This is a genomic window from Methanosarcina sp. UBA289 (assembly GCA_002496565.1).
Taxonomy (GTDB): domain Archaea; phylum Halobacteriota; class Methanosarcinia; order Methanosarcinales; family Methanosarcinaceae; genus Methanosarcina.
The window spans coordinates 77817-104258 of sequence record DAKJ01000009.1 but is presented as its reverse complement, the minus strand read 5'-3'; the positions used below and the strand labels follow the sequence as shown (position 1 = coordinate 104258).

The 26442-nt window shown below is 38.6% G+C and carries 26 protein-coding genes; 10 read left to right on the top strand and 16 right to left on the bottom strand.

The window, feature by feature from the left end:
* Window positions 1-136: 136 nt before the first annotated feature.
* From BP549_RS03295 to BP549_RS03270, 6 genes are all read right to left on the bottom strand, one after another.
* Complete coding sequence (locus BP549_RS03295) at window positions 137-280, bottom strand: hypothetical protein (protein WP_292371789.1); 144 nt, start codon at window positions 278-280, stop codon at window positions 137-139.
* Between the two features lie 543 nt (window positions 281-823).
* Complete coding sequence (locus tag BP549_RS03290; protein WP_292371787.1) at window positions 824-1459, bottom strand: iron-sulfur cluster assembly scaffold protein; 636 nt, start codon at window positions 1457-1459, stop codon at window positions 824-826.
* 113 nt (window positions 1460-1572) lie between these two features.
* Window positions 1573-2739: a cysteine desulfurase family protein gene (locus BP549_RS03285; protein WP_292378218.1), complete on the bottom strand. Its 1167-nt coding sequence runs from the start codon at window positions 2737-2739 to the stop codon at window positions 1573-1575.
* A gap of 232 nt (window positions 2740-2971) precedes the next feature.
* Complete coding sequence (locus BP549_RS03280) at window positions 2972-3391, bottom strand: DsrE/DsrF/DrsH-like family protein (RefSeq protein ID WP_292371785.1); 420 nt, start codon at window positions 3389-3391, stop codon at window positions 2972-2974.
* Window positions 3392-3409: 18 nt separating this feature from the next.
* Window positions 3410-3637, bottom strand: a complete 228-nt coding sequence (locus BP549_RS03275) for a sulfurtransferase TusA family protein (protein WP_292371783.1) — start codon at window positions 3635-3637, stop codon at window positions 3410-3412.
* 170 nt (window positions 3638-3807) lie between these two features.
* Window positions 3808-4227: an HIT family protein gene (locus BP549_RS03270; protein WP_292371781.1), complete on the bottom strand. Its 420-nt coding sequence runs from the start codon at window positions 4225-4227 to the stop codon at window positions 3808-3810.
* A gap of 293 nt (window positions 4228-4520) precedes the next feature.
* On the opposite strand from BP549_RS03270, the gene BP549_RS03265 reads away from it, so the two are divergent.
* Together BP549_RS03265 and BP549_RS03260 are read left to right on the top strand one after the other, a co-directional pair.
* A complete protein-coding gene (locus tag BP549_RS03265; RefSeq protein WP_292371779.1) occupies window positions 4521-4853 on the top strand; it encodes a SemiSWEET family sugar transporter in 333 nt (110 codons plus the stop codon).
* Window positions 4854-4941: 88 nt separating this feature from the next.
* Entirely contained in the window at window positions 4942-5328 is a 387-nt protein-coding gene (locus tag BP549_RS03260) for a DUF5518 domain-containing protein (protein ID WP_292378098.1), read from the top strand.
* Window positions 5329-5417: 89 nt separating this feature from the next.
* Here BP549_RS03260 and BP549_RS03255 read toward each other — a convergent pair whose 3' ends face one another.
* From BP549_RS03255 to mdh, 6 genes are all read right to left on the bottom strand, one after another.
* Window positions 5418-7904 carry a CARDB domain-containing protein gene (locus tag BP549_RS03255; RefSeq protein WP_292378095.1) on the bottom strand — a complete coding sequence of 829 codons (2487 nt, stop codon included), beginning with the start codon at window positions 7902-7904 and terminating at the stop codon, window positions 5418-5420.
* A gap of 560 nt (window positions 7905-8464) precedes the next feature.
* The gene (locus BP549_RS03250) at window positions 8465-9637 is read right to left on the bottom strand and encodes a chromosome segregation ATPase (RefSeq protein WP_292378092.1); all 1173 of its coding nucleotides are present in this window, start codon (window positions 9635-9637) and stop codon (window positions 8465-8467) included.
* Between the two features lie 223 nt (window positions 9638-9860).
* Window positions 9861-10814, bottom strand: a complete 954-nt coding sequence (locus tag BP549_RS03245) for a tyrosine--tRNA ligase (RefSeq protein WP_292371771.1) — start codon at window positions 10812-10814, stop codon at window positions 9861-9863.
* A 38-nt stretch (window positions 10815-10852) separates the two neighbouring features.
* Window positions 10853-11584: a tRNA(His) guanylyltransferase Thg1 family protein gene (locus BP549_RS03240; RefSeq protein WP_292371769.1), complete on the bottom strand. Its 732-nt coding sequence runs from the start codon at window positions 11582-11584 to the stop codon at window positions 10853-10855.
* A gap of 18 nt (window positions 11585-11602) precedes the next feature.
* Entirely contained in the window at window positions 11603-11860 is a 258-nt protein-coding gene (locus BP549_RS03235) for a PRC-barrel domain-containing protein (RefSeq protein ID WP_292371768.1), read from the bottom strand.
* Between the two features lie 480 nt (window positions 11861-12340).
* Window positions 12341-13264 (bottom strand): malate dehydrogenase, encoded by a 924-nt coding sequence (mdh, locus tag BP549_RS03230; RefSeq protein ID WP_292371767.1) that lies wholly within the window; start codon window positions 13262-13264, stop codon window positions 12341-12343.
* A 232-nt stretch (window positions 13265-13496) separates the two neighbouring features.
* On the opposite strand from mdh, the gene BP549_RS03225 reads away from it, so the two are divergent.
* The 3 genes from BP549_RS03225 (at window position 13497) to nrpRII (ending at window position 16164) form a co-directional block, all read left to right on the top strand.
* Entirely contained in the window at window positions 13497-14246 is a 750-nt protein-coding gene (locus BP549_RS03225; protein ID WP_292371766.1) for a ribonuclease H-like domain-containing protein, read from the top strand.
* Between the two features lie 193 nt (window positions 14247-14439).
* A complete protein-coding gene (locus BP549_RS03220) occupies window positions 14440-15186 on the top strand; it encodes a glucose-6-phosphate isomerase family protein (protein WP_292371765.1) in 747 nt (248 codons plus the stop codon).
* A 219-nt stretch (window positions 15187-15405) separates the two neighbouring features.
* On the top strand, window positions 15406-16164 hold the full coding sequence (gene nrpRII, locus BP549_RS03215) for a global nitrogen regulator NrpRII (RefSeq protein WP_292371764.1): 759 nt from the start codon (window positions 15406-15408) through the stop codon (window positions 16162-16164).
* A 102-nt stretch (window positions 16165-16266) separates the two neighbouring features.
* Here nrpRII and BP549_RS03210 read toward each other — a convergent pair whose 3' ends face one another.
* On the bottom strand, window positions 16267-17667 hold the full coding sequence (locus tag BP549_RS03210) for a single-stranded-DNA-specific exonuclease RecJ (RefSeq protein ID WP_292378091.1): 1401 nt from the start codon (window positions 17665-17667) through the stop codon (window positions 16267-16269).
* Window positions 17668-17718: 51 nt separating this feature from the next.
* Window positions 17719-18201 carry a hypothetical protein gene (locus BP549_RS03205; RefSeq protein WP_292371760.1) on the bottom strand — a complete coding sequence of 161 codons (483 nt, stop codon included), beginning with the start codon at window positions 18199-18201 and terminating at the stop codon, window positions 17719-17721.
* A 68-nt stretch (window positions 18202-18269) separates the two neighbouring features.
* On the opposite strand from BP549_RS03205, the gene BP549_RS03200 reads away from it, so the two are divergent.
* Window positions 18270-18497 carry a hypothetical protein gene (locus tag BP549_RS03200; protein WP_292378090.1) on the top strand — a complete coding sequence of 76 codons (228 nt, stop codon included), beginning with the start codon at window positions 18270-18272 and terminating at the stop codon, window positions 18495-18497.
* A 3-nt stretch (window positions 18498-18500) separates the two neighbouring features.
* On the opposite strand, the gene BP549_RS03195 is transcribed toward BP549_RS03200, so the two are convergent.
* Window positions 18501-21092, bottom strand: a complete 2592-nt coding sequence (locus tag BP549_RS03195; RefSeq protein WP_292378088.1) for a right-handed parallel beta-helix repeat-containing protein — start codon at window positions 21090-21092, stop codon at window positions 18501-18503.
* 689 nt (window positions 21093-21781) lie between these two features.
* Between BP549_RS03195 and BP549_RS03190 the strand changes: the two genes are divergently transcribed.
* The 4 genes from BP549_RS03190 (at window position 21782) to BP549_RS03175 (ending at window position 24314) form a co-directional block, all read left to right on the top strand.
* Window positions 21782-22057 (top strand): hypothetical protein, encoded by a 276-nt coding sequence (locus BP549_RS03190; RefSeq protein WP_292378086.1) that lies wholly within the window; start codon window positions 21782-21784, stop codon window positions 22055-22057.
* An 89-nt stretch (window positions 22058-22146) separates the two neighbouring features.
* Window positions 22147-23076, top strand: coding sequence for an NADP-dependent oxidoreductase (locus BP549_RS03185; protein ID WP_349682330.1), 930 nt, complete (start codon window positions 22147-22149; stop codon window positions 23074-23076).
* Window positions 23077-23196: 120 nt separating this feature from the next.
* Window positions 23197-23598, top strand: coding sequence for a hypothetical protein (locus tag BP549_RS03180; RefSeq protein WP_292371755.1), 402 nt, complete (start codon window positions 23197-23199; stop codon window positions 23596-23598).
* A 323-nt stretch (window positions 23599-23921) separates the two neighbouring features.
* A complete protein-coding gene (locus BP549_RS03175) occupies window positions 23922-24314 on the top strand; it encodes a YkvA family protein (protein ID WP_292378083.1) in 393 nt (130 codons plus the stop codon).
* Window positions 24315-24407: 93 nt separating this feature from the next.
* Here BP549_RS03175 and BP549_RS03170 read toward each other — a convergent pair whose 3' ends face one another.
* Window positions 24408-25721, bottom strand: a complete 1314-nt coding sequence (locus BP549_RS03170; protein ID WP_292378080.1) for a YncE family protein — start codon at window positions 25719-25721, stop codon at window positions 24408-24410.
* Window positions 25722-26442 lie beyond the last annotated feature (721 nt).

Below are 26442 nucleotides of genomic sequence, written 5' to 3'. Positions count from 1 at the left end.
AATCCCCCACTACCGTACATCTATTTTATATTTCTCTATGTTTTTGCGTAGGTGGTAATTTTTTAGGTTTTTATTGGGTTTCTTAACACGGATTCTTATTGTGAGTTTCTTCAACTTTTTGGACAATATATCTTTTTTACTTTACTACAACAGTAGATTTTGCTTCTGGGACTCCTTCTAGACTAAATGTGTAAGTTCCTGAATCTTTAAATGTATATGAAAATGCTTTTCCGTAGTTAAGAGTTTGTTTTTCCCACAAACCATCCTCACTCTGAAGCACTGAGGGTCCCTTTGGCTTTTTGTAATTTACCCACGAAATAGTCACTACCTTTTCTATCTTTATGGAATTTGGAGTAAACGTTGTCTCTTCCTAAAGCTCATCGGCACTTACAAGCACTAATGATCCTTTTGGCTTCTTAAAATTAGTCCAGGTAACACTTTTCCTGAGTGTATCTCAATTTCCTCGGGCGAAAATGCATTGAAAATAACTACCCTGTTAGCAGGGGTATCAGCACTTTTTACAACTATTGTTGTCTCTTTTGCCGTTGCAAAATCCGTCTACATAGCAAGAAGTGACACTATTAGCAGGGCAAAGATTATAGGTTTATTGCGGGTTATCGTCTTAAAACCTCCAGGTTTCCAGCTTTGTATCAAACTCCTTTTTAGAATTCCCACTCTACACTTTGATTTTTGTTTCATATAGCCAAAATTTTATTTATTCATGAAGCCTTTCTCATCTCTGAGCTTATTTGAGCTAAACTTCATTTGAGAGGAGAAAAGACTCCTCTCTTCATTTTTAACCGGATCGGATCTCACCTGATAATCAGGCTGTAAACACAACATCAACCTTTTCGACATCCCACAAAGACCCCAGTTTTTCCATAATATCCTCTTTTATCGCTGGAGCAAACTGATGGTTTGCAGGCAGGTCTACAACCACTCTCACAACCCCGTCCTCGATACTCGTTTTAAGGATTAGATTCGTGCGAATTATATCAAGGCCGGTCAGAGGGTTCATGACATGCTTTAGTCTTTTCTTAATAACTTCCTCGGTTGTAGGCTCTTTCTCGGTTACAAGCCCGTGTTTTTCCTCATAATCCTTGATTGCGGCTCGCAGACCCTCAACTGCAAGTACTGAGCAGTGGGCTTTGATTGGAGGAAGCCCTCCAAGTTCCTCCGAAGCCTGTTTCCATGTTATTTTCTTTGCTTCGTCGAGAGTTTTTCCACGTGCAAGATCTGTTATAATCGACGCGGTAGCAATATTTGATGCACAGCCGTAAGATTCGAATTTTATATCTTCAATAACCTTAGTATCAGGATTTACTTTAATGTAAACCGCTACCATATCTCCGCAAGCCGGGCTTCCTTCAAGGCCTTTTCCGTCAGGATTTTCGATCTGCCCAACATTGTGTGGGTTCTTGAAATGTTCCAGCACTTTTTGACTGTAAGGAAACTTCATTGTCTCACTCTCTCTTTCTCTCTAATTTTTATTCCTAATCGTCTAGAATGCCTAAATCGTCTAAAATGCCTATAGTCTGCTTCCCCTTGTGTGCTTTCTTTCCATCGATCCACTCATTTTCTTGCAAGGGGGCTTATTTCCCTGAGTCTTGCTACGATCTCACTCATTGCTTCAATTGCTGCATTAGCGTCTTCCATACGGTTATAGCGCCCGAAGGTAAAGCGTACAGAACCGTGTGCTCTCTCGTGATCTCCTCCTATACCCCTGATTACATGGCTGGCTTCAAGGGAGCGGCTAAAACAGGCCGAGCCCGTGCTTACTGCAAAACCCCTCATATCCATATGCAAAGTTATGGATTCGCCTTCTACGTAGTGGAAAGTCAGATTTGCATTTTGAGGCAGGCGTTTTTCCCAGCTTCCGTTGAGGGTAACTTCCGGAATCTCGGAAAGGGATTTCTCAATTACGCGATCTCTCATCGCTTTTAGCCTTCTGTTTTCCTCTTCGGTTACAAGTTCTATAGCCTTTGCAAAACCGACGGCTGATGGAATATCTTCTACCCCTGCCCTGAGGTTAAACTCCTGAAAACCTCCATCCATGAACTTAGTTATCGGAGTGTCCTTCCTGATGTAAAGAGCACCTATTCCTCTTGGGCCGTGGATGGTATGGGCGGACATAGTTATCAGGTCTACGGGCAGTTCCTTTACATTGAGAGGGAGCCGGGTAAAACTATGAGTGGCATCTGTGTGCAGAAGAACATCTTTTTCTTCACATACTTCTGAGATAGCTTTCAAATCCTGCACTGTCCCTATTTCCTGGTTCCCCTGTTGAATTGAGACAAGAGCCGTCTCCTTTGTAATAGCGTTTTTAAGCTCTTCAAGATCTACAAATCCTTCCGAGTCAACATCAAGGAAAGTCACAGCAAAGCCCTGTCTTTCGAGGGCTTTTGCAGTATTTAGCACAGGAAAATCTTCGATTTTCGAGACAATAACATGCTTTCCTTTCTTTTCTTTAAGAGCCAGTGTTACTCCTTTCAGCGCGGTGTTGCTTGACTCAGTGGATCCTGAAGTGAAGATAATCTCTTCCGAATTTGCATCAAGCTTTGAAGCTATATTTTCGCGGGACCTTTCAAGTGCTTCTTTTGCATCTATACCCATAGAATAGCCAAATTCTGATGTTGCTACTGCATAGATATCAAAAAAATAGGGTTTCATTGCTTCAAGTACCCGCTCATCCAACCGGGTGCATGCGGCATTGTCAAGATATGTTACATTCTCAAATATTTTTTCTCCCTCCCCATTTGAAATAATTAAGTTTGAATTTTTCAGTTAAATCTCAGGTTCTCCAGTAAGTTTCAAGGTTTTCAATCCAATAAATTCTTTGGGTAGTAATTTCCTGAATAGTAATATTAGCTGACTACATCTAAACCAGGTCAAATTATGGAAAAATCTACATTCTCGTGACAATTTAAACCCTAAAATCAAGGCTAAATGAGATCCTAAATTTCTTTAAGCCTCAGATAAAGAGAGTTACATTAGCGTTCCTTGCTTCCTGAATATACGAACCCACAGCTCCCCATTCATCTATCCAATCCGTTCGAAGATCTTCTTTACTTAATCCCATGATCTCCATTGTCATCTCGCAGGCGATTATTTTTCCACCAAGTTCCTTGAAATCATTCATCAGTCTTTCAAGTGAAGCAACATTGGCTCTGTCCATTCTTCGTTTGATCATCTGCCTGCCAAGCCCCAGCATATTCATTTTGGAAAGTGGCCCCTTATCAAGTTCTCCTTTCTTCAAGCGCATCAGCCCCCAGAAGGTAAAGTATATGGAGGCTTCCATACCCATTGCTAAGGCTCCGTTAGCAATTATAAGTGCGCTGTATACCTTATCCATATCGCCACTGTGCAGGATAATGACCGTCTTTTCTCCCATTTTCATTCCTCTTCCGGCTTATCTTTGGATCTTTATCTCCCACTCTTTACCTCCTTCTTTATCTTCAATACCCAACACTTTGAGCCCCATCGCTTCACATGCCATAGGAATTTCCTTTCTTGACGCCGGATGTGTCCCTTTAACAATAACAAGATCCCCTGGAGAGGCTTTCTTTAAGGCCTTTCTGCACTCTACCAGCGGAATCGGGCAGGTTTGCCCCCTAACATCAATTTCCATTTCTGCCATTATTCTTATCCCCAAAGTAAGAGAGACAGAAGAAGTTGACAACAGTTCTTCCTGTCATCTTTCCCCAAATTCGTTATATTCCAAAAAATATATTATCGTTTCTTATTGAAAACTCTATCTGAGAAGTTCTATATGGAAATTCCTTTTCTTATCCTGAATCGTCTTTCTTTTCAGAGCGCTCTCCTGATTTTTTCTGCGATTTCTTTCAGATTGGTAGTATCAGGCTCAGTCCATACTATTGATTTTATTCCTCTCCCGCCGTCTCCTTTTTTCCTAGGAATTACGTGTACATGTACATGGGGAACCTCTTGTCCGGCAACTTTTCCATTATTGATTCCAATATTTGATCCCTCTGCCGAAAATGCCTTCTCGATTGCAGCTGTAATCTTCCTTACAGCCTCAAAAAGCGAAGCAATACTTTCCGCATCCATATCCGTAAACCTGATGAAGTGCTTTTTAGGAGCCACTAGAGTATGCCCTTCACTCGCTGGAAAAACATCTAAAAATGCAAAAACGGCATCATCTTCATAGATCTTTTCTGAAGGAATTTTCCCCGCTATTATCTTGCAAAAAAGGCAATCTTCCATCATAACCATATCCCCTTAGAGTTTTAGGGAATACACTTATATCAGGGTTCTGTTTTTTTCGTAACCCATAACTTCCTGTTTCTCTCGTAACTCCTAACTATAATAATAACTTATTAATGTGTTGGCGTTCTTTATTTTATTAAATTGGGAGCTTTAGCCTTTTTTAGCTCAGCTCATTATCTTCATATAATTCAACCCTTTTGAGCGGAACGAAAAGGGCACCATTCTCTAGAGAGGAAACTCGGGTAGTTAAAAGGGTATCGTGCTCCCAACTAAATTCGGGAAGTGAAATCCCCATGATCGGTTATGTTGCAGGTGCGCTTACAACTGTAGCTTTTGCTCCACAGCTTCTAAGAGCTTTGACTACTAAGTCTACAAAAGACGTGTCTCTTATGATGTTGCTTTGCTCTACTTCAGGTATGCTTCTCTGGATGTTTCACGGTATCATAGTAAAAGATCCAGCTCTGATCGTTGCAAACAGTATTTCTTTCGTGCTTGCCTTCTTCCTTCTGGGGTTGAAGCTTAAAAATGACTATTCGAGTTTTGTTCTTAATTTCGGTAGTAAGCATAAAAATCCGGAAAGTACTAATTCTTCCTTTAAAAATGAATTACTTAAATATCTAAAATAAATTAGCTAAATACCTTTAATAAATTATTTAATTATCAACTATATATTTATGAATAATTAAATCAATGTTATTATAATAACTATGATTTGTGCTTACTTGGTTATTGGGGGTGAAAATAATAGCTAGAGTTTTGGGTGGCGCACTGATAGGTATGGTATGCACTTTTATTTTCTATTTTATTCCATTTGTGAATTCCATAGCTCCTTTACTGGGAGGCCTTTTAGGAGGCTATTATGCAGACGGAGGCTCTGGAGGAGGGCTTAAGACTGGAGTTCTGATGACCGTTTTCATGATTATTCCGGGTTTTCTTCTAGGGGGATTTTTTGGATCGTTACTCAGAGACGCTCCTATTCTTGGTGGATTCGTCGCTGCCTCTGCATTTATAATTACTATGGTCATCGTAGCTCATACCGCTGTGATAGGTATAATTGGCTCGGTAATCGGGGCTGTTCTGGCTGAAAAAGGGGCAGTTTGACGGTAACTTTGCTCTAATGAGAAGTTAGAAAAGTAATCTGTTTCTAAAAATAGTACTTAATAAAAAATAAATTCTGAAGAAAAAGTTTTTCAAATCTTTTTCCTCATTACAAAGTATTCTACAAGAATCAAGAACAGGGGCAAAGAGATTGCCATAAGTATTTTGGCCTTTCCCATTGGGTTTTTGATTTTGCTACTCTTTTCTGAGCTTACATTGTGGACATCCGTTTTTGCTTCATCATCCAAGTTTGTCAGAACTCCCTCTTCTTCTTGCCCACTGGTTTCAGATACGTTTTTGTCATCTGTATATTTGGTTATTGCAAAGCAGGAAAAGCCAGGTGTTTCTGATTTAAAATAAACATAATTCGTATCTTCTTTTACTTTTTCGGTATCCAGAGGCTGCCAGCCTTCATTGTACCATTGAAGAGTTATCTGTGACTGCTTAATATTATTTTCTTCAAGCCAGTCCTTTTCGACTTTGAATTCTATAACTCCATTTTCAAAATAATCGGCAACTCCTGCTCCATGATTTCCTACCCAGATATTCACATACTTATATATCTTCCCTGGAGGGACTTCTAAGACAAAAACAGATTTATCTTTAAGCATTTCTACAGTTGTCGTTGTCTTCTTTAATGTCTTTATTGGATCAAATGCGATATATGCAATGCATGTGGCATTTTCCAGAAAATCAAACTTGACGTGATAACCACTTAGAACGTTTTTGGTGGAAAGCTCCTTAGCATCTACATTGCTTGCTGGTTCTTTAGAGACGATTGCTCCTCCTGAACCACCGCTGGAGGAACTGGATTTTCCACCTCCTGAACTGCTGCTGGAGGACTCGGAACTTTCGTTTCCTCCATCACTGCTTGAAACCATCTCTTCATATACGGTTTCTGTTTTTTTGAGTTCATTATTGGTTTCATCACTTTCGGAGACGGCATTTCCGGGATCTATGACGGTTTTTATTTCTATTTGCCCTTGATTTCCAGGAGTCCAGAAAAAAGTGCCTACTCCAGACTCCCCTGCTGCAAGGGCTGGTACTGATGTAACTCCCTTATAATCTTCATTGTTTCCCTTGATATAATAATTAATTTCACTACTTCCAGCCGCTGCATAACCGTCATTCTTCACTGTTACAGTAAATGTTATATTCTCCCCTGGATGCGGCTCTTCAGGACTCATAGAAATCGACTCTATTTTTAGGTCCGGAAGCTCATTTTTTATGTTTATTACTTTTGACATTTCGTTATTTTCTTCATTACTTTCGTTAACAGTATTCCCTGAATCTGCAACCACGAGTACATTTATGTTTTCTTCATTTACAGGGGTAAAAGAAAATCCTGCACTTGTACTTGACCCTGCTGAAAGTTCAGGGATAGAAATTTCACCTTCTGAAGTTCCGTTAAAACTGTATTTTGCAGTACTACTACTGGCGGTTGCCGTTCCCCCATTCTTTATTTTCACAGTAAAGTTAAAAGGTTTTCCGGCTTCAGGTTGTGTTGATGACTCTGGATATAAGTCTTCAATTATCAGATCCGGAAGAGGATCCTCTGTGGGCTCCCCTATAGTTTCTACAGTAATTTCCTTCTCACTATTCTCTACGTTTTCTAAAGCTGCCTTTATTGTTACAGTTTCTTCCTTGTCAGAAGTTGTCCATTTGTGAGAAATTGATTGTTCGGACCCAGCCTCTATTTCAGACACTACTTCTTTTTTTTCGTCTCCATTTATTGTAAATATTATGTTCGTTGGCTCTGAAACTTCAGTTCCCTCATTCTTAACCGATGCACTAACGGTTACTTCGCTATTAGTCTTTGGATTTTCAGGGTTAATGGATAGGCTTTTTATTGCGAGGTTCGAAGATTTCTCTTTCGCCACTACCACTTGAATCGTTTTTTCGCTATCTTCAACTTTTGCTTTTATGTTTACTGTGCCTTCTTTATCTGGAGTCCACTTAAATGAGATTGACGAGCTAGCTTCCGAATCTATTTTATCTACTTTTTCCGTTTTGGGATCTAGTTCTCCGATTTCGTACGTTAATTCTGTTGGCTCCGAGGCTGCAGTTCCCACATTCTTAACCAATGCATTAACGGTTACTTCGCTATTAGATTTAGGATTTTCTGGATCAATGGAAAGGCTTTCTATTATTAGATTTGCAGACTTTTCTTTCCCCACTACTACTTGAATCGTTCTCTCGCTATCTTCCAACGTTGCCTTTATATCTACTGTACCCTCTTTTTTCGGAGTCCAAGTAAATGAGACTATTAAGCTGTCTTTTGGCTTTATCTCCTGTATTGGTATATTTTTCAGATCTTCGTCTCCTATTTTGCACACTGCTTCTGTTGGCTCTGAGACTTCAGTTCCCTGGTTTGTTACTTTTATTGCAACATTTACGGGTTCTCCTAATTCTGGATTCCCTGGATCACATGAAATATCCTCAATTATCAGATCACTAGTAGAATCGCCGGGATCCGTTCCCTCTTCATCTGCAGCAAATGCCATGCCTGGGATCATCCCAGAAATTATTAACATTATAACTAATACAGAAATTACAGAACTAAAAAAATTAGCTTTCATTTTTATAGGCCTCCACCCTACATCCGTAAACCGAAATTCCCGGTACGTCTGTACAGGTCCTGAAAATTTTTGCTCCACACAAAATCCTTGTTGTCTAAAATTTTTATGTCTTGTCGAAAGGTCTCAATTCTCTTGATTTATATTTTTCCTAAAATTATTTTATAAGTATAAAAAATTTAATCTATCATATTCTTTCTATATTAAAGTTTATTCTCCAGATGCAAGACTTTATTATTCCACTCCCTACGGTAGTTCTCTATAATTAGATTTCTATTTTTTATTCAGAATTTTTCATTTATGCTCTTCATCTTCGAGATTAGGTCATCATATTTTTATATAAATATATAAATTTTTATATAAATATGTAAATTTTTATAACAATATTTCTATTTTTGAGACATTTCGGTCTAATTTTTAAATAAAAATCCCGAAATGCTAAATATTGCAATGTAAAATTGATAAAGAAATAGTAAAAAGAGAATTATATTATCAAAATTTAAAATTTGATCTAACTCTTAAAATAGTACTTAAATTTCAAAAAAATAAAATTCAAGAAAATTTTAAACAATAAAATATTTTTTGTCTTTGATTTGAGTTCTGCTATCAACGCCAAGTATCCCTGCAATCTCGATACCTTCACTTCCAACCTCTGCAAGTTGAGTGTAGATTTCAGATCTTGTTATATACTTTTCAGTCCGTGTGCCATCAGCTTCTTCCATTTTAATGGTTATCTCTTCTTTATTATGTCCTTTTGCCAGGCACTCCTGAACGATTACTCCATACTGCTCGGCAATCACTTTCAGGCAGTCGAAGATCTGATTCGTGGAAATGGCATCCTCTTCATCAAGGAGGACTTTTGAAAGGGTATAAGTGCGAATATTTGCCCTGAAATAGGCCTGAACTTTTTCAGGAGTTTTTTCCAGGCTTCCCATATCAACAAAAGCCCCAAGCTCTTTATCAGCGGTGATTTCTTTGTCGTCTTCATATACAAAATACCTGTGATCACCGCCTTCTATCCTGAATTTTCGGTTTGCTTTTTTGTTTTCTATACCTATACGTACGTTTTTCTGAGTATCATATTCCAGGTAAGTTACAATAAATTCGGAAAGGTTCTGCATTTTTATTTTTTCTTCTTTTCGCAGGATGCCTGCCCGCGTCCGCCCTGGCAGTATTAAGCCTCCAAGCAGTTTTTCTACTGTCAGGTTTTCTTCTGTAAAACCAAGCTTGTAATGGTACTGCAAACCCGAAACCCAGCCTTCCATCTCTCCTGAAATGCCGTTTGTACTGCTTGAAAGTTCAAATCTCTTTTCAGCTCCGTAAACCCCTGAGATTAAAAAACTGCTAAGAACCTCAAGTATTTTTTCTTCAAATTTTCTATATTTATCAGGAGTCTCATTTTCTATCTTTGTGCACTCGGCTTTGAGGATTTCTCTTCTTTTCCCTATATTCTCACTGCAGTTTTGCAGGACAGCGTTAGTACAGGGTATGACATCCTCTATATCAACTTCATTTACCAATTTTCTGAGTAAAGTCTCAAGTTTCTCTTCAAAATTATTCATTCCTTTTATTCTGCTCTTCAATTCATGAAGAGTTTCTTTCTGCTTGCACTTTATCTCTATTATGGAATTTTCCAGAGGGATTACTCGAGAAGTTATATCTAAAAAAGTTTTCAGATCCTCAATGAAATCCCGCTGTATAGGCAGTTCCGTAGAGTCCTGGTAAATGTATTTCATAAAAGCACCCTGAATAGCTAAGCAACCCTTAAAATATTCTATGACCTTTAGCTATATAACGTTTTATCCAGAGGCTTTATCCTTTTCTAAAAAAGTCTCTTCTTTTAAGCAACAAATCTTATGTGGATATGTTCTCATATTTTGAACATATACTCTGGAAATAAACCCTATGCATCTATTTTTTTCTCTGAAGTGGCCGAGGAGAGCTCGGCCATCTCAAAACTTAGAGCAGAACTTTTCGGACAGGGTCCAATATCTCATTTATATACTTTGCGGCTGAATTTTTCAGGTCCATTGGATGGACACTCTCTGCTACAAAAGCATTTTCCATTTCTTCGTAACTCGTGTATGTTATATTTCCACCAAATTTCTCAGGTCTCTCTATGACAACAGTTTCGTATCTGGGAAATATATGATAGCGGAAAAGGGCAAGAATCGGGTTTTCTTCCTTGTCTCCTATCTTGCAGTAAGCTTTCTTAAATTTCCTATAAATTTCTTCTTCAGTGTCATCCACCGAAATAAAATTCTCCTTTGATGAAGCCATCTTGGTTCCATCTAATCCTAAGAGGATTGGCGTGTGAATGCAGATTGGAGTTTCAAATTCGAGGTTCTTTAAATTTTCACGGGCAAGCATATGAATTTTTCTCTGGTCAATGCCTCCAACTGCAACATCAACTCCAAGCATGGCAATATCAATAGCCTGCATCAGTGGATATACCATCTGAGAAACGGTTGGATCATCCATAGCACGCCCTACTTCATCCATGCTCCTGCGAGCCCTGTTCAGAGTTACTGCCCTTGAAAGTTTGAGAACATTTAACATGTACTCTGCTCCAAGCTGATAGTCAGACCCATAAACGAAATCGGTTTTCTCTTCATCAAGCCCGAGGGCAATAAAGCAGCGCCTGTTATAGTCTGCAATCTTTCGGACTTCTTCCAGTGTGCCTTTCCGATTGAGATAAGCGTGCACGTCCGCAAGCAAGACAGTAATTTTAAATCCGGCTTTTTGAAGATCAATTAGTTTATTTACTGTGAGAACGTGCCCCATATGGATTTTTCCGCTAGGCTCGTATCCAACATAGGCACGGGGAGTTTCTTTTTTATTAAGAAGCTCTTCAAGTTCTCCTTCAGTTACGATTTCCTGAACATTTCTTTTTATAAGTTCGAGTCTGTCCATTGCCTCTACGTTCCTTTTATTTTCTTATTCTCAAACCCTTAATTCATATTAATAAGTTTCTGTAAAAACATCATACCTTCTTCGGATTTAAAATTCGGGATTTCCCAGTTTTGAACGACCTTTCTGCGCAGAGATTTTGTCTCTTTGTCAAGTACAGGATTAAAGCCAGAGATTTCGTATTCTTCTTTTGAAATAATGACTCCCCTCCTTTGCCAGGCAGGAAGCATTGTAAGATTGATTCCTCTCTCAAAAAGCATTTCATGGATCTCCCATTCTTTTTTTCCTCTGAGATATTTTGAAGCCTCAATCTTATCAATTCCTTCATTCCTCAGGGTATAATATCCCCAGGCTGCCACAAAATTGCGCCAGGCTTCAAGCTGCCTCCAGTGAAAATACGCAGGAATCTCTTCTTTTTGAAGAGCTACTATTCTGGAATCAAAAGCTATAGGGCTTTCAAGCTGCAGATTTATCATAAGTGCACTTCCCAGAAAGCTTGCGGTGACAGAATCAATTTTTTCTACTCTTCCCTCAAAGGGAAGTTCCATAAAAAGAAAACTAATTTCATCCGAAAAAGTATAGGCAAAGAGAGGGCTTAAACCACTTTTCTTAATAAAAAGCTCTGCAGTATTCGCCATCGCCCTGGCGAAATTTTGGTCATAGGGTTTTCCAAAGCCCAAGCCCCTAAGTGTATTTTTAAAATTCCTGCCGTCCGCGCGCACAACCACCGGAGGAATACAGCGCATCTCAGCATAAATTTCCCGGTCTTTCATGTACCCTTTCAGATTTGTTTAATCTTCTTTTCTCTTTTTGTATCTCTGGATAACGTCTCTTACTATAATGATATCTGCTGCCGTTATAACCCATCGGTATGGAATAATTATGCCTCTGCTAGTCAGGTCAAAAAGTTCCCTATTAATATCCGAAATTGCAAGCCCGGTAATTTTCTGATCTTCTATATCAATCACGAAGTCTTGCAACTTCCCTACATAAACACCAGCGTTTGTGTATATATTTAAACCAAAAAGTGATGTAAGTTCTGCGCGCATTATATCCCTGCTTTGTAAATTAATTTAAATCTTTCTCCTAACCTTATATGAAAAACATACTTATATATCTTACAGTTTTGCCGATTATATTATTGCAGTTTTATCTCACATTTCCAGGTAAAAATGGAATCTCAGTTTTATTATAATAAATCTTCTTATTTAAACTAGCGAGAGGTAAAAATAGTCTTGTTTTTTAATTTTTGTTCAAAGTTTGAGTTAAGAAGAGGGAGTTCTAAATGTGTGTTAAGCTGCTTTTGCTCTTATTTATCAAAGTATACAGCTTATTTACAGCTTATTTACTGCTTTCCTATAGCTGTCCCACATTGAGAATGATATCTTTTGATAATTTTCTTGTTCACAGGTAAATCACAAGTAATTTCTGAATTACCTGTGAGCAGAACTCTTTATCGTTTTATAACCTTTCTTTTTACTCTAATCTAACCATTTTGAATCTCAAATCTCTTATTCCAGTTTTCTCTTTTATATTTCCAGCTTTGAAATGACATTTCGAATAGATTCTGAGGATTTCCTGAGTATATCGTACTGGCTTTCATCGAGCTTGAGTTCAAGGATTTCTTCGACTCCGGATGCTCCAAGCTTTACAGGTACACCGAAGTAAATGCCTTCCTGTCCGTACTGCCCTTCAAGGTAAGCCGAAGCAGGCAGAATTCTCTTTGAGTCTTTAATCACAGCTTCAGCCATTGAGACAATAGCCGCCGATGGGGCATAAAAAGCACTGCCCTGTTTAAGGAGCTCTACAATCTCGGCTCCTCCATTTACTGTCCTCTCTACCATTCTGGCAATTTTGTCCTCTGGAAGCAGGTTTGTGAGCGGAACTCCTGATACTGTTGTATATTGAGGAAGAGGTACCATTAGATCCCCGTGTCCTCCTATAACCATCGCCTGTACATCTTTTTTCGAGCACTTTAGTTCTTCTGCAATAAAACTTTCAAAACGTCCCGAATCCAGAACCCCGCTCATCCCGAATACTTTCTTTGTCTCAAAACCAGTTGCTTTCATAGCTATGTAGGTTATAATGTCAAGCGGATTTGTGACATTAATTACTATGGATTCTGGAGCATGCTTTGCAATGTTCCTAGAAACTTCAGATATTATTTTCGAATTTGTTTTAATCAGATCTTCCCGAGTCATTCCGGGTTTTCTTGCAATCCCTGCTGTAATAATTACAAGATCAGAGTCTGCAATATCTGCATAATCATTAGTCCCAAGTATTGGCGTGTCATAACCTTTTATTGCCCCTGCTTGTATAAGGTCAAGGGCTTTTCCTTGCGGCAGCCCTTCCACAATATCTGTCATGACAATTTCGCCAAGCTCAAGTTCAGCTAGCCGTTGGACTGTAGTCGCCCCTACATTCCCTGCACCAATCACGGAAATTTTAGTCATTAACTGACACCTGTATTAAACAATTTATTTAGACTAATTTTGGAACTTCAATATTTAAAAATTTGTTCTGTAGTATGGTTCTTTATTACCGGTCAGCTACAGATACTATTATTAGTCTCTGTGTTCGCACTTTATACTATATTAGTTCTTGAATTTGTTGTTTTTCTCTTTAGAATACTGATTTCATGCAGTATTTTTATTAAATATTATCCCCAAATGGTTCAGGGGAAACATGCTGAATAATACATACATTCATATTCCAGGTGTAGGAAAGAGCCTTGAAAAAAAAATCTGGGCTCAAGGTATACACACCTGGAAAGAATTTCTTGAGATGGAAGATAGGATCTCCATACCTTCATCGCGAAAGGCCAGAATTTGTGAGGAGGTAAGAAAATCTTCTGAACACTTGGCAGCAAAAGATTACTGTTTTTTTTCACAATGCCTTCCTTCTGCAGAACACTGGAGAGCCTATTCTTTATTTTCCGATTCTGCCGCATTTGTAGATATTGAAACAACGGGCCTCTCTAAATCTCGGGATAAAATAACCATTGTTGGAATCTATGATGGAAAAGAATCAAAGACGTATATAAAAGATATTAATCTTGATGACATTGTAGAAGAGTTCTCAAAATACAGGCTACTTGTATCCTTCAATGGCGCTCGTTTTGATTTACCTTTCATAAAATCCGAATTTCCAGAAATTGAGTTCAATCAGCTCCACATAGACCTTATGTATCCTTTAAGGCGAATAGGGTATAATGGAGGTTTAAAAAACATTGAAAAGCTTCTCGGGATCACCCGAAGCGATGGTACCGAGGGAATAACAGGATTTGATGCCGTAAGGCTCTGGAAAAAATATGAGAAAGGAGATCGTGAAGCTCTGAATACACTTATTAAATATAACATAGAAGATACAGTTAATCTGAAAACTATTATAGAGCTCACCTACCCTAAAATGGTTGAGAAAGCTTTGAATATCTAATAGGTATAACCTCTCAGGTTCAGAATAACAAAAAGTAAAAAAATCAGGCTCCAATAATATCAACATCAGTTAGTTTATTATACTTTTAGTACTGTTTCTGATAGTCTAGCTTGGTAATGTATTGGCGCGTTTAATTTCAATTTATTGTTTGTAATTCGAATAACTATATGCTCTGGTAGGAAAGGGGAATTCAATGGAAGTTACAATGAAGTTCGGGGATAAAGTCACAATGGCAGACGTCCGAAAACTCCATGATATGGAAGACGTAGTGTTTGATAGGGAGTGGTTTGAAGAAACAGAGGTACGAAATCGCGATGTGTACTACATGTTCCGGGACCTTGCGAAAAACGATTCTGAACTTGAAACAATTAAAGCTCATCACCTGAGATATGACATCACTGTAATTCCTCCCGCAATGCTTGGATCGGAATATATTAAAACTGTAGGTCATTACCATCCGCGTGTTCCAGGAACAAACATCTACTATCCTGAAATTTATCAGGTACTTGAAGGTTCTGCTACTTATCTTCTACAAAAAGTGAAAACCGGAGAGGAAGATCTCGTTCTGGATGTTGTAGTCATAACAGCAGAAAAAGGAGATTTAGTGCTTGTTCCCCCTGGATACGGGCATGTGACCATAAACGCTTCCGATAAAACTCTTGAAATGGCAAACTGGGTTTGCCGCGACTTTTCTTCGGTTTATGAGCCTATTAAAAGACTTTCCGGAGCTTCTTATTTCCTGCTTAAAGATGGTTTTGTCAAAAATCCCCTTTATAGAAATATCCCACATATCCGTCACCTTAAACCACTTGAACACAATGAAATAGGACTTAGCTCTGGAGAAAGTATGTATGAGCTAGTACATAGAATTGAAAAACTGAGATTCTTGACTGCTCCTCAGGATTTTACAGGATTCTTAACAGGAGTGCTTCGAGAATAAGGCTATTTTCCAGTTTAAATAGACTGGACTTTTATTTTTTATCTTTCCATACCGTTCTCTCAGAAATCTTTTCTTTATCTTTCCTGCCTTAGAGTAGAACCTGATTCTAAGAGCAGGTGATAGTCTTGGAAATAAATAATAAAGGCCCAAGAATATATTATGGTAACCAATACATAACTTATAATAGGTATAAATACCTTCAATTACTTGAGGTTTGAAATGCAAAAAAGTGGATACCGTATTCAATTTACGTCGTCCAGAATAAAGGATCTCATGTACAGGACCACATTTGACCCTATAAAAATGGACGGAGATATTATACTTAATCTCTCTCTTATTGATAAAAAAGATCTGGATGATGTGCTTGGGATCTTTAAGATGGTAATCTCAAGCGGGCTTTCGGTGACTCCCTATGTTAAAATTGTTTCCGAGGGAGAATCTATCGGAGACCTAACTATTGAAAAGGGAAAGGTAGGCATCGGGACAGTATGCAGCATTACTATAGACGGAGTATTGCTCAAGGCAGGAATTCCTGTAAACCCCAAACTTGGAGGAGTTGTTCAGATTCGAAACGGAATTCCGGTGCGTTTTACTGATGTGCTGACCTATGTAAGTACGACTGTAGATCCACTTGAAATCCTGATGTCACAGGGTATTACTTCTGTGTCTGAAATGCTCAGGACAGGCTCAGGTAAGGTTCTTGCAAATCTCAGGGAAGCTCCTATGGTTGCAAGAGATGAAATTGAAAGCTGTCTTTCTGATCTTCTGGATGCAGGCTTCAGTGGAATTCTGGAAGTTGGGGAACCAAATACACGGGTTCTGGACGTTCCAATCGAGAGAGACCATCTCGGAATAGTCGTCATAGGAGGTACAAATCCTATGGCTGTTGTACAGGAATATGGGATTGCCATAGATACAAGTGCAATGTCACAGCTAATTCCGTTCAAAGAAATGAGCAGGATTGAAGATCTGGTTTAAGGCTCAATGGTAGACCTTATTTTAAAATTTCTTCGTTTTTATTGAGCTTTTATTTTCTATTCAATTCAGTTTCTCTATGTATATTTTTGAAAACTGGCTTCTTTACTTTGAATTTGCCTTTCTTCGAATTTGTTCTCCGATAAACAGATCCAGTTTTCTTGCAAATTCTTCTTTTTTATCGTTGGGAATAGTTGCTCCTGCTGCGATATCGTGTCCGCCGCCTGCACCTCCAACTTCAGCCGAGATTACTGACATTGCTTCTGAAAGGTTAACTCCCCTGCGGATCAGATCCTGCGTTCCTCTGGCTGAGACTTTGATCCCTCCGTCGGCTTTTGCAAAAGCAATAATAGGAAGATTTCTATTTTCAACTAGCGTAGAACTCATGCCTGCAATAATTCCAACTATAGTTTCTTTTATTTCCGAGCCTGCATCGAAATACTGAATATTTTCAAGCTGGACGACTCCATTTTCTTTAACATATATGAGCCCGTTAACAAGGTTCTGTCTATGTTCAGCAAGCAATTTGCGGGCATCTTCATAAGCTTCTTCTCTGTTTCCCATGCAGACTGCAAGTCCTATCTCGGCATGGTCGTATCGTGCAGTGGCATTAAGAAGGGTAGAAAACTCGGAAGCGTCCCTCATTTCCGTACCTTCTTTTTCTCCTAGAAGGACATACACCTCACCTATCAGGCGCTCGATCTTATACGAAGGCATCCCTGATTTCAGGCAGTACTGGACAAGTCCTGAGACAATTCTCTGCTTTTCCGGGGTTTCAAGGTCAATCCAGCGTCTCCAGTGTTCATCCTGGCTGAAGGAAATATTAAGGGAATGAAGAAACTCAATGCAGGCTTCCTCGTTTCCTGTAAGCCCAGGAAGATAAGGGTCTGAAGAATATTGCATCAATTTGTAAATAGGGCGGGTTTGCTTTCCAAATAGGGCCAGGTCCTTTTTGAACTGGAGAATGCCTTCTTTAACTCCTTCTTCAAGAATTTCTTTGTTGATCCCAACAAGCTGTCCCATTTTTAGATGTTGCATATCCCCCACTGCTCCTACTATGGCTAGTGAGGAGAGATCCTTATTTCTTCCAAGTGCTGAAGCCAGCAGGTAAGTAGTTCCCGAGCCGCTCAGTTCATAGGAACCGTTTGCTCCAAAGATATGGGGATTCAGGTGAAATTTATGGTTTCCCTGGGGCTGGTGATGGTCTGAGATCACTGCATGAATTCCGCGAGATTCTATCTGTTCGCACATCCCGCTTCCCAAATCTGTAAAAATGACAATATCATGATTTTCATCTGCGACGGCATCAAGAGCTTTTTCATCAAGCTGTTTGACGAAGCGTGTTGTATAGTCAAAATTACTCCGTTCTAGTGCAGTACAAATAATTCCTGCAGAAGTCAGCCCGTCAGCGTCAATATGGGATACAACGTGGACTGATTTGTACTTTTTAATCTCTTCGGCACACTTTGCTGCTTCTTTATGAAGTGCTTTCATTGTCTCAGACATTATTTTCTCCATGACTTTTTACTTACCTAAATTTAAGTGCTATTCCCAACCTTATTTTCTTTCCCATTCTCTCGGATCAACTCTATAGTCTTTTCCTTCTCTTTTGATTTCTGGAAAACTTCGGATCTCCTGCAATGTAAGTTTGAGGTCTTGAGAATAATATTTTTTTTGCAGTTCATTCCAGGGAACCATGTATGCTTCCCTGCCATGTCCGGGTCCCAGGCGAAGTTCCACTGCAAGAAACCCACGTCTCCCTGATTTATTCAGGTAGTCCGAAATCCTTTCTATCTGATGAATACCATTTTTATCTACGGTAAAGTGCTGAGAGAAGTAAAGTGCGTTTGCACCTTTTTCCACTGAAATGCTTTTGCATTCGATTCCCAGGTATAAGTCCGGATTAAGAGAATCTACAAGAACATCAAGGAATTGCGGAGTGAATCTATGCTGTTTAAGCCTATAGGAAATAGCTCTTATCCCGTTTTCTTCAATGTATGCATTAAATGAGTTTACAAGCATGCGTTCAAACTCGGTCATGAAATCTTGTTAAATGTTTTCTCTATTTTACTTAAGCTTTTTACTCTGGAATCCGGTAAGCTAAATACTTGCCGATTAGCTTAGTGGATAATTCGCGCTGTCAGACTGTCTACGAAAAGGTCTGGGAGCAAATCTGCTGGACGTTCTGTTCTAGGATGCTAAAAAGAAGAATTCCTGAGAAACTGTACAGTTTCTTCAGAGAGCAATTAGGAAACTGTACAGCCTTGATTTTCGGTCGTGCCAGTTATCCTGCTGTCTATATGCTGACAGTCGGGATATCTCTTTTGCAGCACTAAAGATTAATTTGTGGTACGAGAGCCTGCAAGAGGCAGGTAATCTATACTCTCTACATTTACGGCATAAGTTACATCACAAATGCCGTCACCGTTTTCATCCGCATGGGTCTGGCTGAAGCCATCTCCCTTTGGGGTAGCCCAGAAGTTTCCACCAAGGTAAACCCCATCAACAATATTCTTTGCCGGTGTTAGGGTTGTATTCAAGCTCGTACCTGTGTTTGAGCCTTGAAGGAAGATATTCTTTGCGTTGTTGAAATAATTATTATAGATTGAGCTATTTCCCGAATCCCACTGGTAGAGCCCATATTCCGAATTTGAAATGATCTTATTACTGTTCAGGATATTATTCCTTGAGAAACCTAGATAGATTCCGTACCTGGAATTCGAATTTGCCTGATTACTTGACAGCCTATTATCACTAGAATTTTTCAAATAGAAACCGAATTTGTTATTCGATACACTATTATCACTCAGGTTGTTGTTACTGGAAAAGGCAATCCACATCCCGTAATTGCTGCCGGATACCACGTTACTAAAAAGTGTACTTTTGCTGGCATTCTGCAGATAAATCGAGACATAGTTGTTCGAGGCTGCATTGTTAATTATTGCGTTCTCAACCGAATCCCATACACTGATTCCGGATCCGGTGCTGTTTAATGCAGTATTGCCTGTAAGCGTATTTCCACTTGATCCTTTCACGTGGATACCTATCTGGTTATTTGATGCCCTGTTATCGTTCAGTTCATTATCGTTACTCGAAGAGTACATCCAGACTCCGTAGTCGTTATCCGACACCGTGTTATTATTAAGCAGGTTTTCACTGGAATTCCTTAGAACGATAGAATTCTTGTTTTTCGAGGCCGTAGAGTTGCTTAACGTGTTTCCGACCGAATACCACAGATTGATACCAGAGTCTGTATTGTTTGAGACCTTACTGTTGTTAAGTACATTTCCGCTTGAAGTTTTCAGAAAGGCTCCGACTTTATTGTTTGACAGAATATTTCCATCCAGCGTATTATTGCTTGAAGAATCTATCCAGATACCATGATTGCCGCCGGATGCCGAGTTGTTAAGAAGCATATTTTCCGTGGAATTACGCAGGAGAATTGAGGTTCCGTTCCCTGAGACTGTATTATTGCCCAGGAGATTACTGCTGGAAGAATCAAGTCGGATTCCAAATCCTGCATTCGAACCTGAGTTATTGAAAGGTGAGGAACTGTTCCCACTGAAAATATCTTGAATAGTGTTGTTGTTGCTGTTGGATAGTTGGTTACTTTCGATATTGCAGTACTTAACTCCATTAAGATGGATGCCTGCACTGTAGGAATCTATAGGCCCTACTATGTTCAGCCCATGAATTGTCACTCCGTCCGCAACAATATAGAATATATCATCTAGACTGCTAGCTGCCTTGACAATGGTGTCCCCACGACTAGCAGATTCGGAGGTAAGGGTCAGATTTGTTACGTATATGTCGATGTTTTCTTCATAGACTCCCGGATAAATAAGGATCGTGTCACCTGGCAATGCGTTCTCTATTGCATCCTGGATCGAGGTAAAATCCGCAACTGGTCCTGTACTGTTATTTACGGTAAGCACTACTGACTCTACTCCTTTGAGAGGAAGATGATCTATGAACTGGCTGCTTTCTATATTATACTGCGAATCAATAATTCCGTCAAGATCAACATCCCTGGTTTTTTCTGGATATACAGTTCCATCAGGTCTTGCCCAGAGATTGCCTCCGAGGTAAGGTCCCCCAGCAATGTTAATACCCTTGGTCTTAGTTATATTCCATAAGTTTGTGTCCGAATCCATTTGGGATTCAACGTTTACCGTATTATTGAAACAGTTATTATAAATTAGATTGTTTGAAGTTTCGTAAATGTGCAGTCCTGACTTCTTATTGAGAATTATAGTATTACCTATCAGGGTATTCCCATTTGATTCTCCTGTGAGATAAATACCCTCTGTATTTTGAGATATTGTATTATTCTCCAAGATATTATTGGAGGAGTCAAAAAGTGAAATTCCATTACTGCATTTTAATATTAGATTATTACTCAAATTATTGTACAAGCTGCCACCAAGACTGATTCCGGTCACACAGTCTGAAATTTCATTATTATCAAGCGTGTTTCCTGAACTCATTATATATAGATCAATACCGCAGCTGTTATTGAACAATTTGTTGTTTTCAATGCTGCAATCAGTAAATTCAAAAACATGAATGCCTGCGGAGTTGGATCCACTTATGCCAAAACCTTTAATGCTTACGCCGTTTGCCCAGACACCGAAAATATCTTGAGAAACATCGGCTGCCCGGACTATAGTATCTGAGAAATTTCCAGATTCGGAAACAATAGATATTCTTTTGTTAATTACAATATTCTCCTCATAAATACCGGGTTTGACAACTATTTCATCACCTGGATTTGCAGCAGATACAGCAGCCTGGATAGTAGTGAAATCTGTAGTTTGACCAGCACCGTTATTTACAGAAATTATATTAGCGGCTGCACTACCTGCAGTCATTAGGTGAAGCGTGAGAACTACTACAAAAATATTTTTCAAGATTGCTTTTACGCGCATCATGGTAAATCCCTTATTAAATTTTACACGAAAACGTGAGGTTTTGTTTTTGCAGCAATTTTCGGAGTTAATAACCGGATATAAAGAATTTATGTAAAGTATCGCAGGATGTTTCAGAACCGAGGGAACTGATTAATATCAGTTAGATCGGTAAGATTAGTTAGGCCAATTTAACTGGTTAATCGGTTAGATTAATTAGATTGGATAGTATAGATTGCTCACAGCTCCAGTAACTCCAAACTTTGAGGTCAGTCTTAAAAAATAAGACGAAAAAACTAAACGCTCAAAATAATATTACCCTTTTTCATTCTTATCCGGTTTATTTTTCCTGACGGTGTAACTGTTACTATAACGTATATTGACAGCATTTTTCATCAGAAACGGTCTAAATTTTGGAACTGATTGCATACATAAAAAAATTATACTGTTATAAAAAATTAACTCAAGAGTTAGAAAGTGCGTTCAAAGGAATAGGAATTAGGAAAATAGAAATCTAAATTTAATCTATCTTTATAATCTGTCTTCATAATCTGTCTAGATCGAAATCAGAAGTCTGCTTCCCTATTGATCTTGTAATTCTAGCTTCACTTGAATTTTTAGATTTGTAAGTATAGTTAGAAAGCGTAAGGATTAATAATTTATACTTTGTTTTATAAAAAAGGGAACATTAAAGTAGCATAATGAAAATATAAATGGCGGGGGTTAATTTGAGGAGAGTTATGCTTTCTTTTATATTTATTTTAATTCTTATATTCCAGACTCTAAACACTCAATTTTACGCCGGAACAGGGAATAAGAGTTCTGCGACTGTAGATCAATCAGACAGCGTAAGAGAAGGAGAAATTAAACACAACAACAACAGTGGGGGAGTTTATAGGGATGGAATTATTGATCCCTTTGATAACTTCACAAATACAGGATTTCCAACTGCACATGGCGAATTTTGCTTTCGTTACAGTTCTTGCTAAATCATTTAGATGAATGCTAAAACGGAATTATGCATGCTAAAATGGAATTAATAAGATATAACTTGTTAAATATTCTTTTTTGAGGTGAAATTCTGAAAGCGATAAGGATTCATGAGTTTGGGGGGCCCGACGTTCTGAAATATGAGGAAATTCCTGAATCCCAGCCAGGACCGGGTGAGGTTCGGATTAGAGTTGTTGCCGCCGGGGTCAATCCAATAGATTGGAAGATACGTAGAGGTTATATGGAACTGCCCTTGCCAATGACTGTGGGATCTGATGTTGCAGGTATTGTAGATATGGTAGGGCAGGGAGTAGATTCCTTCCGGCCTGAAGACGAAGTTTTTGGAAAAGCATCTGCAGGACAGGGAGGATATGCTGAATATACGGTTGTCAGTTCTACACAGATAGCGCTAAAACCCAGCAGTATCGGGTTTATCGAAAGTGCTGCTATTCCTACTGCTGGCCTGGCTGCCTGGCAGTCACTTTTCGATATTGCAGGACTTGAGCGTGGGCAGACCGTGCTTATTCACGGCGCCGCGGGAGGGGTCGGAACCTTTGCAGTCCAGTTCGCAAAGTGGAAAGGCGCATACGTTATCGGCACTGCATCGAGTAAAAACGCTGAGTTCTTGAAGAGTATAGGCTGTGATGAGGTAATAGACTACAGGAACCAGCGATTTGAAGAAATCGTGAGCAGCCTTGACGTTGTTCTGGATACGATAGGAGGAGATACGTTAGAGAGATCCTGGGGTGTATTAAAGCCCGGCGGATTCCTGGTAACTACTGTAGCTAGCATTCCCGAAGGAGTTCCAGAAAAATACGGAGTACGTGCAGATAGGCTCATGACTCAGGCTGACGGAAGAGAACTAGCTCAAATCGCAGCTATAATAGATGAACAGAAAATCAAGCCTATCGTAACAACCGTGCTTCCTCTAACCGATGCTAGAAAAGCACATGAAATGAGTGAAACTGGCCATGCTCGCGGAAAGATTGTCCTGCGCGTTGCAGAGGACCCAAAATAAAGCCTCGCCTGGAAAACTACAATTCTATTGTGGTAAGAAAAAATGCATCAAGAATATCTTTCAATGAAAGCGATTGATGCAAGTTATCTGATCACTTAAGCTGTCGAGTGGGGGAGAAAAATGCCAGAACAGCCAAAAAAGTCCAGGAGTCTTATACCGCTCTATATATTGATCGTTTTATTTTATACGGTTGCTTCATTTCAGGGACGTGAAGATACTGTCATTTCAGAGTCCGTATCTCAGGAGTCGGATTTCCAGGTTAAACTGAATGAAGGTGTACATTATAAACTCTGGATTGAGAATCCTAATGGTCCCGAGAAAATAGATGTGAAGATAAGCAAAGGTTCCGATATTGCGTTCCAAAGTACATTTGTATTGACACATTCCGGAAAAAGCTATCTCCCTTACCGTCCGGAATTTTCCGTGAAAGAAAACGGAATTTATCAGGTGCACGTTAAACCACTTAGTCTCGGGACTGTCAAGCTAGAAATCAAGAAATCCGGTATCTCGGGTTTTCAATAATTAAATTGTTTCTAAATTGTTTCGGATTAAATAATGAAGCATATTAGATAATGAAGCATATTAGATAATGACAGTATATCAGATAATGACAGCATTTTTGATTTTTACTGCGGCCTAATATGTTTTTTACCTGTTAACCTGTGGTCATATTTTCTTGGAAAAGTATACTGAATTTAATGGTACCATCTTAGAAAGGTAAATCTCAATTTTATGGAACAACCATTGATCACCTTAACTGATGCAAAAAAGAGAAATGAGGTTCAATAGAGTAATTAATATAAAAATTCCCTATATTTTACTCAATATAAAACTGGAGGATTATTATGGATAAAGTCAATAATGTCAGAACGAAGCAGATTGACGCTAATCTTGAACATTTTAATATCAGTCCAAACAAAGCTTCTGATACTAGCCTGGGTTTTCCTGAAGAAGTAAGAGACTATCGTTATCGTTCAGCAGATTTCAGAAAAATTTGGGATTATTTAGGACTATTGTTTTCTATGTTACTAGATTCCTTTAAAGGGAAATACCCACTTCCAAAGAAGACAGCATTAGTGCTAATCCTCGCTTTTCTGTATCTCATAAGTCCAGTTGACATTGCTCCAGATATCTTTCCTTTAATCGGATTTGTGGATGATGTCGCTGTGCTTGCTTTTGCACTTAATTTTATTAAAGATGAACTGGAAAATTATAGAGCCTGGAAAATGAGCAACTGAGAGTTATTTTGTTCATCTATTGTCTAAATTTTTCTGATAGTTCCATCCTGAACATGGATAGATAATTATTTTCTTTTTCTGTACTTTCAGTAATTAGAGCTGTTTTTTATTAAGTATCTTATCTAATAGAGGTTTTAATTTCTTTCTGACTCTAGGCTCTAATATTTCTGTTACGCTCGGAGATATGGAGTCTAATAATATCCCATAAGAAACAGTACTAATGATTCCAATAATCAATCCTTCAACACCATTAATGACTTCATTAATTCTGAAAATGGTTCTACTAATTGATTCAATGACACTATTGATAGATTCCCTAATAGGGTTATGCTCAGGAACTTTTGGAGGAGAACCTATAAACTGACCTAAGGCAGAAGGCATATCTCCTACAGGCACAGTGGCAGTAATTTTGTTTGTTGCGGTGTCAATCACGGAGACAGTATCGCTGTCACTATTTGCCACATATACCTTTGTTCCATTTTTGTTGATTGAAATTCCACAAGGACATTTATCTACATGTATGATATCTGTAACCTTATTTGTTGCTGTGTCAATTATAGAGACACTGCCTCTAGGAGTATCAGAAATTCCTCTGTTAGGGCTTTTATGGTTCGCCACATATACCTTTGTCCCATCAGGACTGACTGCAACGCCGTGAGGAGATAATTCTACCCTTTTTTCTGTATTGTTACCTGTATTGATTTCCACCTGGGCAACAACAACGTTGGTTGTTGTATCAATTACAGATACTTTATCGCTATCATCATGTGTCACGTATACTTTTGATCCATCCGGGGTTACTGCAACTCCATAAGGATTGACTCCTACATCTATATGTTTTAAAACACTGAGGGATGCTGTATCTATCACTGAAACTGTGCCGCTGCGCAGGTTCGCCACATATACCTTTGTTCCATCAGGCGTGACCACAATTCCCGTAGGATAGATTTGTACATCTAAATGGTATTTGGCATTGTTTGTTGCTGTATCAATCACAGAAACATTACTGCTGTAATGGTTCGCTACATACACCGTTTTTCCATCCGGGGTAACTGCAACTCCCATAGGATTGGCGCCTACAGGCACCTTTGCTACAACCTTGTTTGTTGCTGTATCAATTATAGAAACAGTATTAAGGTAACTATTCGTCACATATACCTTTTTTCCGTCAGGGGCGATTGCAACTCCTTCTGGATCATCTCCTACATCCGCACAGTATTCAACTTCGTTTGTGGTTGTATTAATTACAGATAAATTGTCACTTTTTCCGTTTGGTACATATGCATATTCTGTATGGGAGTCAATAGATGATGGCGTAGATACGAACTTATATGAAAAGATAATTATAAGCGAGAGAAGAGTTATAAAAGCTAAAAATCCTATGTATGATTTACTCCCCCACTTCATTTATTCTCAACCCATTATTTTGTAAATCCTGATTCCTGGATTTTCCTAGTATTTATTAATAGACTTATTTACTTGAGGTACAGCATTAAGTAAAATAAGAAGCTGGATCTAAATTGAACTTAAACAATTAATTGTCCAATTTTGTTAGTTTTTTAGCCCAACTGCTTATCAAACAAGCAATTTATGGTGATAAAAACATATATCCAAAAATATATAAGAATTAGCATATTAATATTTAATAAAAGGCGATTATTTTAAAATGTTTGTTTTTTGCGCTGAAGCGCGGCTTTTCCAAGATACACGAAAAAAGATATTTAGCAGCCTAAACCTGTCAACGTATCCGAAAGCTACCTGTAAATCAACAGAACCCGGATAGATATATCTTTTTATTATATTTTCGCCCCAGGTTCCTCGAATTCTCCAATTAAGCCGCCGTTTTGAAGTTTATTTATCTATAGGAATAATAACTGCGAGCTTTCTATTAATCAGCACAGATTAGAAGCGCTTAGATTCTACCTAAGCCTTATGAAGCCCGTGCAGGAAATTAAATAAAGAGTATATATGCTAAAGTCTCCAGCGAAAACGTGATCATCAGAATATTAAGAAAAAACATAATTTACCTGCCGAAAGTCGGATTCAAGCAAAAAAGCTATTTTTACAACAAAACAGTATTATATAAAAACACTTTTATTTAATGATTATACCCCGGGTAGGGGCGACA